General features: G+C 46.5%; 13 protein-coding genes and 1 riboswitch. Of the genes, 8 read left to right on the forward strand and 5 right to left on the reverse strand.

Annotated features, from left to right (window positions below):
- Positions 1-18: 18 nt before the first annotated feature.
- The 5 genes from JJU34_RS13560 (at position 19) to JJU34_RS13580 (ending at position 5,957) form a co-directional block, all read left to right on the forward strand.
- Positions 19-639, forward strand: a complete 621-nt coding sequence (locus tag JJU34_RS13560; RefSeq protein WP_228692919.1) for a thiamine phosphate synthase — start codon at positions 19-21, stop codon at positions 637-639.
- 4 nt (positions 640-643) lie between these two features.
- A complete protein-coding gene (locus JJU34_RS13565; protein WP_228692920.1) occupies positions 644-907 on the forward strand; it encodes a Trm112 family protein in 264 nt (87 codons plus the stop codon).
- 141 nt (positions 908-1,048) lie between these two features.
- A complete protein-coding gene (locus tag JJU34_RS13570; protein ID WP_228692921.1) occupies positions 1,049-2,308 on the forward strand; it encodes a hypothetical protein in 1,260 nt (419 codons plus the stop codon).
- A gap of 255 nt (positions 2,309-2,563) precedes the next feature.
- A riboswitch (cobalamin riboswitch) is annotated at positions 2,564-2,760 on the forward strand.
- A 226-nt stretch (positions 2,761-2,986) separates the two neighbouring features.
- Positions 2,987-5,326, forward strand: a complete 2,340-nt coding sequence (gene metE / locus JJU34_RS13575) for a 5-methyltetrahydropteroyltriglutamate--homocysteine S-methyltransferase (protein WP_228692922.1) — start codon at positions 2,987-2,989, stop codon at positions 5,324-5,326.
- A 139-nt stretch (positions 5,327-5,465) separates the two neighbouring features.
- Positions 5,466-5,957 (forward strand): PAS domain-containing protein, encoded by a 492-nt coding sequence (locus tag JJU34_RS13580; RefSeq protein ID WP_228692923.1) that lies wholly within the window; start codon positions 5,466-5,468, stop codon positions 5,955-5,957.
- A 278-nt stretch (positions 5,958-6,235) separates the two neighbouring features.
- Here JJU34_RS13580 and JJU34_RS13585 read toward each other — a convergent pair whose 3' ends face one another.
- The 4 genes from JJU34_RS13585 to JJU34_RS13600 all read right to left on the reverse strand — a co-directional run bounded on the left by JJU34_RS13585 (position 6,236) and on the right by JJU34_RS13600 (position 9,588).
- A complete protein-coding gene (locus tag JJU34_RS13585) occupies positions 6,236-6,415 on the reverse strand; it encodes a hypothetical protein (protein ID WP_228692924.1) in 180 nt (59 codons plus the stop codon).
- Positions 6,416-6,854: 439 nt separating this feature from the next.
- On the reverse strand, positions 6,855-7,859 hold the full coding sequence (locus JJU34_RS13590) for a type II TA system antitoxin MqsA family protein (protein ID WP_228692925.1): 1,005 nt from the start codon (positions 7,857-7,859) through the stop codon (positions 6,855-6,857).
- Positions 7,860-7,865: 6 nt separating this feature from the next.
- Positions 7,866-8,252 carry a hypothetical protein gene (locus JJU34_RS13595; protein WP_228692926.1) on the reverse strand — a complete coding sequence of 129 codons (387 nt, stop codon included), beginning with the start codon at positions 8,250-8,252 and terminating at the stop codon, positions 7,866-7,868.
- Positions 8,253-8,739: 487 nt separating this feature from the next.
- Entirely contained in the window at positions 8,740-9,588 is an 849-nt protein-coding gene (locus tag JJU34_RS13600; protein ID WP_228692927.1) for an alpha/beta hydrolase, read from the reverse strand.
- 206 nt (positions 9,589-9,794) lie between these two features.
- Here JJU34_RS13600 and JJU34_RS13605 point away from each other — a divergent pair, with 206 nt between their 5' ends.
- From JJU34_RS13605 to JJU34_RS13615, 3 genes are all read left to right on the forward strand, one after another.
- Entirely contained in the window at positions 9,795-11,342 is a 1,548-nt protein-coding gene (locus JJU34_RS13605) for an AbgT family transporter (protein WP_228692928.1), read from the forward strand.
- A gap of 4 nt (positions 11,343-11,346) precedes the next feature.
- Positions 11,347-12,225, forward strand: coding sequence for a serine hydrolase (locus JJU34_RS13610; protein ID WP_228692929.1), 879 nt, complete (start codon positions 11,347-11,349; stop codon positions 12,223-12,225).
- Positions 12,226-12,314: 89 nt separating this feature from the next.
- Positions 12,315-12,689 (forward strand): DUF2784 domain-containing protein, encoded by a 375-nt coding sequence (locus JJU34_RS13615; protein WP_228692930.1) that lies wholly within the window; start codon positions 12,315-12,317, stop codon positions 12,687-12,689.
- Between the two features lie 60 nt (positions 12,690-12,749).
- Here the strand turns inward: JJU34_RS13615 and JJU34_RS13620 are convergent, their stop codons facing one another.
- Positions 12,750-14,312: a SulP family inorganic anion transporter gene (locus JJU34_RS13620; RefSeq protein ID WP_228692931.1), complete on the reverse strand. Its 1,563-nt coding sequence runs from the start codon at positions 14,310-14,312 to the stop codon at positions 12,750-12,752.
- Between the last annotated feature and the right edge of the window lie 210 nt (positions 14,313-14,522).

The raw sequence follows: 14,522 nt of genomic DNA on the forward strand, positions 1-14,522 counted from the left end.
GAGACAAAAGATATGCACATGAAGAAGAAGATCGGAAAGGGCGTTTATTTGGTCATAGATCCCTCCATGCAGCAGGAAGTGCTCCTTACGAAGCTGTGGGAAATAAGCAAATATCCCCTTGCGGCAGTTCAGGTATGGGATAATTTTCCGCTTGGTGAAGACCCCAAGGACTTGATTACTCAGATTGCGAAGATTTTTCATCCTACGCATGTCCCATTGCTTATCAATAATCGCTGGGAGTTATTGGATTCCTCCCCTTTGGACGGGGTGCATTTCGATACCGTTCCGTCAGGCTTTGGTGCCCTTAAAGAGGGATGGGGAAAGGACGTGATTATCGGGATTACCTGTACCAATGACCTTTCGAGGGTGGAGTGGGCAAACGCAAACGGACTGGATTACCTGTCTTTTTGTTCTATGTTTCCCTCCTCATCCGCAGGGGTGTGCGAACTGGTGTCGCCGGCTACGGTAAAGGCAGCACAGAAAATGACCTCTCTGCCGATTTATCTCGCTGGGGGAATCAAGCCCGATAAGATCAGCGAACTAATCGGACTGGACTATGCGGGCGTGGCAGTCATATCCGGCATCATGAGCAGCGAGCGGCCCGGCGATGCCTTGAATGCCTTTTACAACAAATTATAAGCAGATGAAACCTGAAACCATAGCAAAACTGTGCTGTCCATTTGATAAGGCAGACCTTAAATTAACTACCATATCCCAAGATCTTGAGGGTGATATTCTAGAAGGATATTTTCACTGCACTAGCTGCGATCGCGTATACCCTATCGTGTCGGGGATTCCTATCATGAGCCCGGATGAATATCGGGAGTTCAAGCTGGAGCAACCGTTATTGGAGCGATGGACGAAGGGGGAGGTGTCTGAGACTTTCCGTTTGACTATGCCTGATTAATTACCTAATAAGCAGCATTGTTGGCGGCTTTTTCGAAATTGTTTTAAGATGGATGGATAATTTTTACTTTATTGAATTTGCAACTATGATGCAAATGCAATAGTATTGCAAAAATATTTCTATCAATCAACCTACCCTTTTATGAAGAAGTTAAACCATCTATTGCTCGTTTGGCTGGCTCTTTTTGTTATTTCCTGCCAAGAAACCGTTGATCCCATCTTCGAAGATGAAAAGACCTATGCTGAATCGGAAAGCGAGTGGATTCGCCTTACGGCTTGGGACGCGAACGGAAGTGTCTATATAATCGACCCGGTGAAGAATGACGTTTCTCGGCCATCTGTCTCCCCCTTTGTAGAAGGTGCTGCCAATTACCTATCTACCTCCGGGCGATATGTTGTATCGATCGAAAGACAACAGGGCAATGTACGTTTCCTTGATACCGGTATCGAGAACCACGGAGACCATGGTCACCTACACACGGCCAAATGGCTTGCAGCCACCGCACAAGTTCCGCTACCTACCCATTTCTCAGCCACCCATGGTCATATTGTCATATTTAACGATGGCGATGGTAGTGTCCTTGTTGCTCGTGAATCCACTATGGGGACACCCACTTTTACGCCATCGCTTATTCCTGATTTGGGCAATGGAGTACATCATGGCGCCGCGACCTGGTTGATCGGTAACAAATACGCGGTTACCTACAAGGATGATGCGGTGCCTGGGGCTTTACCCCAATATATCAAACTTGTGAATGTACAGGGGGAGGTGTTGGCAGAGAATCCAAATGTGACGGTAGCGGGTATCCATGGAGATGCGTCCAATGGGAAATATGCTGCTTTCGGGGCTACGGAGGGCATTTTGGTGGCAAGCCAAACCAATGAGATCAAGTTGATTCCAAATCCCTCTTCTCTCTCAACAACCTCCGGTGACTGGATGGGAACGATCAAGACACATGATGCGATCGATGTTTTCTATGGCTATGCCAGGAATCACGGCGTTTTTGAAATCAATCCATCCACGAATGCTATACGTAAACTAGTGGATGCTCCAAATCTAAAGACTTACTTCATAAGTTCAGATGGCGGTTACCTGATCGTGCAAACTGCGGACGAAAAAATAAAAGTGTTTGATACAGCTAATGGATCGGAAGTGAAAAGCAGGAGCATTGCCAGTGCTGCGGACCCAGATGGGGCAACCTTGAGAAAGGAAATGCCCGCGTTGGAAGCGTATCGGGTTATGAGCGAGCCCAGTCCTGTATTGGCCGCCTCAGAGGGGTTCCTTTACGTGCTAAAGCCGGATAGGACGACAATCCAAATTTTGGATATTAAGACGTTGGAGGAGGTTTCCAAGGTCATGCTTGATACTCCCATCTCCACCATGATGAAGGTTGGTTTCTAGCGTTGTACATTTTTTACTTTCCAATTTCCTGCGGGAGCCCGATAGTGTTCGGAGTTCTCGCAGGATTTTTTGTGCATAAATCGCCACGCACCTGGTGGAAGACAGGGAGGAAAACGCAAAATTCGTCGATTCTCGGCTTCTTCCGCTATGGAATGATTGGACCCAATTCTGGACTTGATCCAAGTATTGTGAAAAAACCAGCGACTAGTCTACCAATTTATACATACCTTTGTTTCTTCGAGTTCTTTATTTGTTTCTCAATCAACCGAGACTGGTTGTACCTAGCGGTACATTAAAAGGGAATCGTGTGCAAATCACGAACTGTCGCGCAACTGTAAGTAACATCCAAAGGCTATTGCCCTTGTGTTCCACTGTCCTGATCGAAATCAGGATGGGAAGGACGGCAAAAGCTGTTACAAGTCAGGAGACCTGCCTTTCTCGAATTGACGGTGCTTTCGCGGTTTGAAGTGGTCGTCAGGTATGATTTTTCGGGTATTTCTGCTTTGCGGCGGGGATTCCTGCGTTTGAAAACAGGGAAAAGTATGCCTTTTGCCATTGGACAGGACTGTCCTCTGCGTACTTTTACCACTACCTGCATGCCTACTTCATTCCATTCTAGCCCCAAGGGAGCAGTAGGAGCTTTTAACAGATTATTTTCAACTAAACCGTTAAAGCAACATGCAAACGCACAACCTCGGCTATCCGCGCATTGGTAGCCGGCGCGAATTGAAAAAGGCCTGCGAAAAATACTGGTCAGGCCAGATTTCCCAGCAGGAACTTTTTAAACAAGGGTATGCCATTAAGGCCGACAATTGGCGCCTCCAGCAGCGTGCTGGGATCGATTGGGTGCCATCCAATGACTTTTCTTACTATGACCAGGTGCTTGATCATTGTCTCATGGTTGGAGCTATCCCTGATCGGTATCATGCCATTTTGGTGGAGAAGAAAAAGCACGAATTAGACCTATATTTTGCCATGGCGAGAGGGTATCAGCGCGACGGCTTGGATGTCAAGGCGATGGAAATGACCAAGTGGTTTGATACCAACTATCACTACATCGTCCCGGAGTTCCAGAAAAACCAACAGTTCGAGCTTTTTTCCGAAAAAGTAATACATGAGTTTGAGGAGGCGAAAGTGCAGGGTATCCTCACAAAGCCAGTACTTTTGGGGCCGGTGTCTTTTCTTCTGCTCGGTAAAGAAAAGGATTCAGAGTTCGATCGCATTGATCTACTGGATAACCTATTGCCCGTATACCTTAAAGTTCTCGAAAAGCTGGTAGGTTATGGAGCCGAATGGGTTCAGTTTGACGAGCCTTTTCTGGCACTAAGCCTTAGTGGTAAGGAACAAGCCGCCATGAGAAAAACCTATGCCCTCATTAAAAAGGCTTTCCCGCACCTGAAGACAATGGTTGCCACCTATTTTGGTGGCTTGGATGCGCATCTTGGTTTGGCAGCGGAGTTACCGGTATGTGCACTACATGTGGATCTAGTTCGGGCGCCTCATCAGCTAGGCTCGTTGCTGGACTTGTTGCGTCCTAAAATGAGCCTATCGTTAGGGTTGGTAGACGGTAGAAATGTATGGAGAAATGATTTTCAGGCATCGCTGGATTTGATCCGTCGCGCTGTCGATAAACTTGGTTCCGATCGCGTGTGGGTCGCTCCCTCCTGTTCACTGCTGCATGTTCCCTGTGATCTGGAACTGGAGAACGGGCTGGACACGGAAATTAAGGGGTGGTTGGCATTTGCAAAGCAAAAGATCGAAGAGGTTGTGTTGCTGCAGCGAATTGGGAGCCACATTGCCTTGGACCAGGTTGACTTGGAGCGCATCCCATGGCTTGGACAAACCCTCGAACAGAACCGAAGATACCTAACAAATCGAAGTAACTCGACCCGTATCCATAACGAAGCGGTGAAGGCATCCTTGGCCTCGGTACTGCCGAGTCACTCACAGCGAAGTAGTCCGTACGCTGAGCGGCACAAGCTGCAGGCTGAAGCCCTTGCTTTGCCAATTTTCCCCACCACCACGATTGGATCCTTTCCGCAGACAAAGGAAGTGCGGCAGTGGAGGGCAAGGTATAAGAAAGGCGAACTAAGCCTTGCTGACTATGAGAACCTTCTTAAAGCGGAAACCGAGCGTTGCGTACGGTGGCAGGATGAATTGGGTTTGGATGTACTGGTGCATGGGGAGTTTGAGCGTAATGATATGGTGGAGTATTTTGGCGAACAGCTGGAAGGTTTTGCATTTACGACCAATGGTTGGGTGCAGAGCTATGGTAGCCGCTGCGTCAAGCCACCGATTATATATGGGGATGTGAGCCGAAAACATCCCATGACAGTAGATTGGACGGTGTTTGCACAGTCGCTAACCCGACGACCAATGAAGGGCATGCTGACTGGACCAATTACCATACTTCAATGGTCCTTTGTACGAAATGATCAGCCAAGGAAGGATACTTGTTTTCAGATTGCCCTAGCCATTCGGGAAGAAGTAAGTGATCTGGAGCAAGCGGGAATTCGGGTCATACAGATTGATGAGCCCGCCCTACGGGAAGGTCTCCCGCTTAAAGCCTCCGAATGGCCGGACTACTTGGATTGGGCAGTGACAGCTTTTAGGTTGTCCGCTTCTGTTGTCGGAGACCATACCCAAATTCACACTCACATGTGCTATTCGGAATTTAACGACATCATATCCCATATAGCGGCGATGGACGCAGATGTGATTACCATTGAGTGTTCGCGATCGCAGATGGAGCTGTTGGATGCCTTTGCGGCCTACGAGTACCCCAATGAGATTGGCCCGGGGGTATACGATATCCATGCTCCTCGGATCCCATCTTCGGAGGAAATGATCGAGCTGATGGAGAAAGCGATACGTGTCGTCCCAAAAGAACGCCTTTGGGTTAACCCAGACTGTGGTCTTAAAACCCGCGGATGGGAGGAAACCCAACGAGCATTGGAGGAGATGGTAAAAGCTGCCGATGGACTCAGGGCCAAATTTGCACTTAAGGCAGAGATGTAAAAAAAGCGCTAAAAGAAACCGGTGGAATTCTAAACAAAGTTTGCTGGGATAAGTTACCAAACAAGATTGGGGTAGCTCGGAAAAGCTACTCCAATCTATACCCTTTGTGTAGTCCACGAAGATGCAAGGAATCTAAATCATGATCGTAAACAAGAAAATCGAATACGGAACGTCCCCGCTGTTTTGTTGGGACGTGTTTGCTTGTGACACCCACGAGTTGCGTACCACACTCAAAAAGTCGCAAGATGTGCAGGAATTGAAATTTCTGGCAGAGAAGAAAGGTTGGGAATTTGAATGGGAGCGTCTTTTTGATTTTAGTTATCAGACCATCGTCTTGACGGGAGTTGATAATCGTATTATGTGGGTAGGGGATGGTTTTCATGAAATGACCGGATATCCCAAGGTATACGCTTTGGGGAAAAGTCCGCAATTTCTGCAAGGGCCTGGAACAAGTGAGGAGGATAAGGAATCCTTCAAAGAGAAGCTACTTGGGGGAGGGGAGTTTACACAGCGAATCCTAAACTACCGAAAGGATCGGTCTGAGTATATTTGCGAAGTGACCGTACTTCCCATAATGGGTCTTGACCAATCACCCGCAGCCTTTTTGGCCTTGGAGTCGGAAGTATTTTGAGGAGGTTTGATCTACAAAGGTTTCTTTTAAATTTACCTTACATTGCTGGTTTCTTTGGTTTATAAGCCTCCTAAGGATGTAATTATCTTGAATTTATCGATAGTTCTGATTTGGTCTATGATAATCCAGCGGGAAATCATGGAACTTTGATTGGAGAGAATACCGCAAAAAAAATCAATTCACAAGGTACTGGCTAGGGAGGCCGTAGGCCAACGAAGCCAGTCCTTTAGAAACCAAAATTTAAACCTAGACACAGTTTAATGAACTATCCAGAAGGCCTATTCATTCGCCTGCGGATCTTTTTTCAACTTTCTCCCCCGAAGCAACCCATACAACAGCATGCTTGATGCATACATCCCGAAAATAAGTTGAATACCTTTTATGGGATAAATCTCAAATAGATCCAGGCCTGCCGCAACCATTAGAATCAGCCCTATGAGAATAACTAGGTACCTCATGTAAATGCTTTATATCCTTCTCTGATCCAACAATCAGCTCCTGCTACATACAATGTTCCTGCTGCCCATCCAACTGGATTCCAGAAATTCGCTAACGCACCCGCTCCCATTATTAAAGATGCGCCTTCCAATCCATAGCATAAGCCGTCAACAAAGCCTCCTGCTGACAACTCACTCATACGTTCCTAATCAAGTTCTTTCATATCCCGAGAATTTTTTTCCAGTAGTCATTTGAGTGTAGAGATAACTTCAGGCAGAATGGGTATTTCGGATTCTTATAAATCATTCATGGTATTGATATACCCGTTATGCCTTTTTGTATCCCGCTGGCTATACTTCCTTATTTCACTAGTACATAATGCAGCCAAGCGTACCGATTTATTTATCTCGGTTTAGTTTTGTATGTTGAGGTTTACCGTTATGTGTTTTAGGTAGCTATTCAAATCTGGGTTAGTTCAAATGCATATTCATAACTGATTTGGCTTTTGTCTTTAGCATTTCTTTTCCACGCTTCTTCCAAATGGCTCAACTCAATAATATCATTCGTGCTGGTTTCTTTGAAAACAGTCGCCACTCTTTCTAAGGTTTCCAATTCATTTTCTGCAAACAGGTCTGCATTAAACTTTCTGCTTTTTCTTGCCTTGAATTGCTCACCTGTATAACCATTTGGGAATTCTGTTGTGAGAATATCTATCTCCTCTTTGTTGGCTAAGTACTCAAATATACTCTGAAAATTATTGGGGACAGGGCCCATGTCAATGGCTTTGTACCGTACACCACTTATCGAAAAGCAGCTTTGCTTGAACATCAAAAAATCGGCGTAGAACAAGAGTTTGTTCATCTTGGTTTTAAAAGGCGATAGTTTGTCGGAAAAATATACCACCATTTCGGTAAACTTTTCAAAGTTTGGATTTCTGTATCCTGAATAGATATCTGCCAAATGGTTGCCCAATAGATATTCTTTGAAATTCAAATTGAAAGTATTTCGTTTCTTTTGCTCAGCCAGCAATTGTGCTTTCTGAATGTATTTGTTTCTGGTATTTTCGTCCAAGGTTGCACATAACTCAACCATTTCAATAAAAATTTTTGGTTCATCTACCATCTGTATCAGTTTGGCGTTTGCTACGCTGGGCATTTCGCCTGCTTCATATTGGCGGTAAGTGTTTACCCCAAAACCCAATATCTCTGATATCTTAGCCGCTGATAAACCATACTTTTTACGAATTCTGATGATTTCATCGGGGAAAGGAATATTGAATTTATCCCGGTATTGGTTGTATACTTGATTCAAATTAACCTCGTCCAATGATGTGGTGGTAAATTGTTCTTCGCTGTCCTCGCATTTGTAATAATGAAATACTATTTCAAATGTTTCCTTTCTGAAATCCATTGATCTGCGTTCTTTGGTCAATGTCATTTCTTGACCGGTGATTGGACTTTTCATTTTGTTCTATTTTAAAGGATAGTTCATCTTGTGCTCTGCCAAGTGGAAGGAAATGCAGATAACACTGCTGGCCGTTGCGCCCATTGTAATTTTAATGTACACTTCCTTTTTCTTGATTGATTTACCAAAAACCCACATATCAGCACCGCCGTATAGCGTTTCTTCTAGTGGGCCTTCACTGTAGTCTTTTGTTTCGAGTGCTTCTAGAATGGTTTTTCGGTCAATTGGGCGAAGTTCTAAATCCACCAAAGCTTGGGTATTTTTGCCTCTTTCATCACGAAAGAGCACATCCCAAAACTTCATCTTTTCCTTGAAGTCTTTTAAAAAAGACGCAACTTCCGTTTCTGTGCCCATATACTGGTTTGATGCTGCAAAGGTATAGTTAATTTCCATAAAAAACACTATAAAGTGTATAAATATGTTTTTAAGCCTGTTAAATGCTACTAAAAAGTGGTAAGTAGGCTTGTGGTGAGGACTTCTTGCTTTTTTTGAACAAAGATAATTTTAAGGCTTTGCATCTTTTACGCTTGACTAAAACGTTTGCGGATATGTGTGGGTATCTGGTATCGAAGATACCTTATTATTCCAGAGCGTATGTTGATTTCTCATTATCCGTTATTCGCTGACGTTACCTGGGAGCCCCAATCGAAGCCGTATTCAATATTGTTTTCGCTGACATGCCACTACCTAAAAATATTAGCAAAATCCAGTACCCGGCTTTCTCCGCTGTTGAACGTGCACTGGATTTTGTGCCCTGAAATTTTTGTGTTTATACTATTTCTGGGTATTTATAGTTTAGATTTTAATATTAAAAGGTGGTTGAATTAGGTATTTCATTGAATTCCCGAATTCTTCCACACAAATGCCTAGTTGCAAATCACTACCTCCTCTCCAACCATTTCTCCGCCAACACAGGCCAGCTTTCCGCAGCCAAATTACCTGGCCTCATCCCATATCCGTGCCCTCCAGAAGGTAGGAAGTGAAGTTCCACCGGGATTTGGCGATCCCTGAGGGCTCCGGCATAGACCAGGGCACTGTTGCCATAGCGGTCGTCAGCGGTACCGAATAGGAAGGTGGGCGGTGCATCGTCCAAGTGGGATAAATCCGGCGTCAGGCTTCGGTTTTCTCCCTGATCCAGATAGGCCGGGTAAATCAATAAGGCAAAATCCGGCCTCGCAGAGAGCAAATGATCGTTTTCGACGGAGGGATAGCTGGGCTTGTGGTGTTGGGTGGATGCCCGGGCTGCCAAGCTGCCTCCGGCAGAGAAGCCTATTACCCCCAGATCGCCGGATTCCACGCCCCACTCGGCGGCGCGGCTGCGCACCACCCGGATGGCCCGCTGCAAGTCCATCAGGGCTTCCGCTTGCTTGTCAGGTACCCGATACTCCAATACAAAAGCGGTATACCCCAAAGAAGTTAGCCATTCGGCCACTTCGTACCCCTCTTTATCAATGGCCAGGATGCGGTAGCCACCTCCTGGGCAAACAATCACGGCATCACCGTTTGTTTTAGATGGCTGAGGTCTATAGACTGTAAGTACCGGGTCGGTGACATCTGTGATCCGGGTTACGCTCCCGCTTGTGTCCGGTGTTTGCACGGGAGCGGCTTTTGGTCCTGTTTCTCCAGGAACCTTGTCCGGCCAAATGGATATGCGTTCCTGCCCTTGGGCAAATAGCAAGTGGGAACAGGTCAGCAGCAGACCCAAGGTGTATCGAATGGTTCGCTTCATGGAGAGTATCATCAGGAGATAGTCGAATTAGAAGTGGTATTAATATGCCAATATCCGAAAAAGGAGGTTGCGTTTCCACTTCAAAACAGGAGATTCGTCTTTTTTCTCAAAAAATAGCATTATACGACCTGAAATGATGCGTGCAATAGTGGATTTTTCCTCAGGCTGCTTATTTTTGGTACATACCAAAACCTTGTCTGTATTTCATGGAAAAAGCCACTAAGAAAATCACCTTGCTAGATCGTTTCCTAAACCTTGTAGAACGGGTGGGCAACAAGCTCCCCGATCCGGCCATTTTGTTTTTGGTATTGATGCTTGTTGTATGGGTGATGTCGGCGTTGCTGGCACCTATTGATTTTGGAGAGATTGATCCACGGACTGGCGAAAAGCTGAGCATACAGAACCTGCTTTCCGGCACACAACTCGCCGCCTTCCTTTCCAACATGATCCAGGTTTTCATCAACTTCCCGCCCTTGGGGGTGGTGCTGCTCGCCATGCTGGGAGTGGGCGTGGCCGAACACAGTGGTTACATCAATGCTGGGTTGAAATACCTGTTGGGTTTTACGCCACCTTCGCTGCTTACCCCAATCCTTATCCTCGTCGCTATTGTAAGCCACACAGCAGCCGATGCGGGTTACGTCTTGGTTATTCCGCTTGGTGGAGTTATCTTTTATGCCGCAGGTCGCCACCCCATGGCAGGTATTGCGGCCACCTTTGCAGGGGTGTCCGGCGGTTTCAGCGCCAATTTTATCCCTTCTGCCATAGACCCATTGTTGCAAAGCTTCACGCAGTCCGCTGCGCAGATCATTGATCCCTCGGTGGAGTTGAATCCGTTGAACAACATATTTTTTACCGGGCTCTCCAGCTTGGTGGTTATAGGCGTGGGCTGGTACCTGACCGATCGGGTAATTGAGCCCCGTCTTTACCGCTCTGCGCCAGTTGATGATCAATTGGAAGATGTTCCAAAAATGGAAGAGCTTCAGCCAAAGGAAAAAGCTGCGTTTAAGCTGGCGACGTCTGTGATGCTGGTTTTTCTGGTAGGCCTGGTCCTGTGGGCTTGGCCAGAAAGTTCTACCATGCGGGACGGGGCCGGAAACCTGACCACCTCGGCTGCCCCGTTGATGAAGTCTATTGTTCCGCTGATATTCTTAGTGTTCTGGTTCCCGGGAGTTGTTTTCGGTTTTGCATCCGGAAATTATACCGAGATGAAGCATGTGGTGGCCTCTATGAGTAAATCCATGGGCAGTATGTCCCACTATATTGTGATGGCGTTCTTCTGTGCACTTTTTATAGACGCCTTTACCAAGTCGAATATTGGTGCACTGACGGCGTTAAAAGGGGCTAATTTTCTCCAAAGTTTGGAACTGCCAGGGCAGTTGACGATCGTGGGTATCATCGTACTGAGTGCCTTTGTCAATTTACTGGTGGGTTCGGCCTCGGCCAAATGGGCCCTGATCAGCCCCATTTTTGTGCCCATGTTGATGCAACTGGGCATTTCTCCCGATCTGACGCAGGCTGCCTACCGCGTAGGGGATTCGGTTTCCAATATCATCACCCCTTTGTTGCCGTATTTTCCATTGGTGGTTATTTTCTGCCAGCGCTACGTAAAGTCCACCGGTATCGGGACACTGGTTTCTATCATGCTGCCTTATACGCTGGTACTCTTGGTGACCTGGACGGTGTTTTTGCTGGTTTACTGGGCGCTTGGTATACCGTTAGGGTTGCAGTCTACCTATGAATATATAGTCCCCTAGCAAGATGAGCATGGCGTTGCACAATAGTCAGATAGTAGGAAGAACCTCGTTTTATAGCGCATATACGGGCATCCTTTTTGGATTCACACTGCTTCTGGCATCCTGCATAAAACCCGATCCACTCGCTGCCTATCTGGCAACCCTCCCGGATGAGGTACAGGTTTCTTTCCAAGTCGGTACCCCGGACGCTGTGTCAGTGGCTGGGCAAGAGTGGGAAAAGCAGGTACCCTCTGCAAGTATCATCAAAGTTCCTATTTTGATTGCCTTCATGCAGGATGTGCAGGAAGGGAAACGGTCACTTTCGGAGGAGATCGTGTTAGAGGAGTCCGATAGGGTTGGTGGAGCAGGGGAGTTGCAGTTTCAGACACCCGGAAGTACCTATACCTTGGAGTTATTGGCGAGGGAAATGATACGCATCAGCGACAATACTGCCACTAATTTGCTCATACAGACGGTGGGGATGGAACGTATTCGAGATTGGCTTCGCCAACATGGTTTTAGGCACACCCAGCTAAACCGATTGATGATGGACTTCGGTGCCATCGCGGAAGGAAGGCAGAACTATACGAGCGCAGAAGAGATGGTTCGCATGCTTTTGGAGCTTTTTGCGGGCAAATACTTAGATCCTGCGGGAACTTCCTTCGTACTGGAATTATTAACGGATTGCGCAGATAGGGACGCAATGCCATCCAAACTCCCTATTGGAACGGCTGTTGCGCACAAAACCGGCACGCTAGACTATGTACGGGGTGACGCAGGTCTTTTGTTGGGAGAAAATCCATTGGCCCTTTGTGTGTTTGTGGAGGGATTTTCCTCCTTGGAACAAGCGGATGAAATCATCGGAAATATCTCGCGGCTGGTCTTTGATATCTTTGGCCAGTAACTGCCAGTTTTAAATTCAGACTCGTTTTTCTCCGGTTGGGTTAACTCAGTGTGTTTGGAAAATGGAAATACTAGCTTACTGAAATCGACATGACGGATGACGCGTATTTGATCGTTGCAGATTATTTCTTTCTTGTTTTCCATAACCTGCTGATCCTTTTCAACCTGTTTGGGTGGATCGTAAAGAAGTGGCGCAAGTGGCACCTTGCTTGTATCTTGCTGACCTTCGCTTCCTGGGGAATCTTGGGGATTTGGTACGGCTTTGGCTATTGCCCGCTGACGGATTGGCACTGGCAGGTGCTGCGTAAACTGGGTGAGTATGACCTGCCGTCTTCCTACGTCAGCTACCTATTGGAAAGGATGCTGGGTATTAGGTTGTCACCCACGTTGGTAGATGCCTTGACCGTTGGGTCCGCACTTTTGGCACTTGCCGCATCTCTATGGATCAATTTCAGGAAAAAGTAAGCACCTCCTATAACCCAAACAGCCGATTGGGGTCTGTTTAGGACACAGGAGGCACTGGATTTATACGAATGATTTGGAGGCGTTCTTTTCGACTACGATCTTGTACGAAGGATCGTCATCGGTGTAGTTCACGTTGATGATTTTTTCTGCCTTGTTTAACAGCACTTTGCTGCTTGTATTTAAATGCCGTATATAGACGGTTTTCCCCAGCTTTTCATACCGTTCGGTGACTTTGTGTACGGCATCTATACCCGAGTGGTCCACGATCCGGCTTTCGGCGAAGTCGATGATGATTTCATCTGGGTCATTCAGTGGGTCAAATTTTTGACCGAAGGCCAATGCGGAGGCAAAGAACAGCGGCCCGTAAATCTCGTAATGTTTCACGCCGTTTTCATCCGTTGTCTTTCTGGCCCGGATCATTTTGGAGTTTTCCCATGCAAAGACCAATGCAGCGATCACCACGCCGATCAATACCGCCAGGGCCAAATTATGCAACAACACCGTAACCAGGGTTACCAGCACCATCACCAGGACATCGGATTTGGGTACTTTGCGGAATACTTTCAAGGAGGCCCACTCGAAGGTGCCTATGGCTACCATAAACATCAAGCCTACCAATGCTGCCATGGGTACCATTTCTATGTAGGTGGATAGAAATAGAATAAATACCAGTAGGCCAATTGCTGCAACAATCCCTGAAATTCGGTTTCTGCCGCCTGCGTTTACGTTAATTAGTGATTGGCCGATCATGGCGCATCCGCCCATTCCGCCAAAGAAACCGGTTGTTAAATTTGCTACTCCCTGTGCTACGCATTCTTTGTTGCCGTGCCCTCTGGTTTCGGTGATTTCATCGATAAGAGATAGGGTCAACAGGCTTTCGATTAAGCCAACCCCGGCCATAATTGCTGAATAGGGCAAAATGATCATAAATGTTTCCCAGTTAAGAGGTACCACTGGAAGATGAAACTGAGGCAGTCCACCGCTAATGGATGCTAAATCACCCACCGTACGGGTTTCGATTCCAGCGAAAATTACAATTAGACTGGTCGTTAAAATGGCTACAAGTGCAGATGGAACTGCTGTAGTTAGTTTGGGAAGAAACTTGATGATGATCATGGTCAAAAGCACCAATCCAATCATGATAAATAGTGGGGTGCCGGTCATCCAAGCGGCCGAGCCACTTTCGGTGGTAAATTTAAACTGGTCAAACTGTGACATGGCAATCACAATGGCTAATCCGTTTACAAAGCCAAACATTACCGGGTGGGGAACCAAACGGATCAATTTACCAAGCTTTAACACTCCAACGAGAATTTGAATCAGCCCCATTAGTACTACTGCAGCAAATAGGTACTCGACTCCATGTTGTGCCACTAGGGCAACGATGACCACGGCAATGGCGCCGGTAGCACCGGAGATCATACCGGGCCTGCCTCCTAGTATAGAAGTAACGAGTCCAATAATAAAGGCTGTATAAAGCCCAATGAGTGGGCTGATTCCGGCAATGAGTGAAAAAGCCACCGCTTCAGGAACAAGGGCTAGGGCCACTGTTAGCCCGGAAAGAACTTCATCTTTAAGGTTGGCCTGCTTGGGCCGAAAGAAGTTTAAAAACAGTTGAGTCATATCCGTATATTACTAGTTGATTGAATTTCTACGTTTTTCGCTAACGCTACATTGCACTACATCCAGCACTTATCTGTAATGCATCCATGCCAGTCATGTTAAGAATTCAGCAATGAGAGAGTCAGCATGCGCTATCGAAAAAATATAGATTATTTGGAGATTAAACGAGCATAAAGCGTACTATTCCTTTACGGGCACAAAGGTACAGGT

The sequence above is a fragment of the Lunatimonas sp. genome, assembly GCF_020832325.1.
Classification (GTDB): domain Bacteria; phylum Bacteroidota; class Bacteroidia; order Cytophagales; family Cyclobacteriaceae; genus Lunatimonas.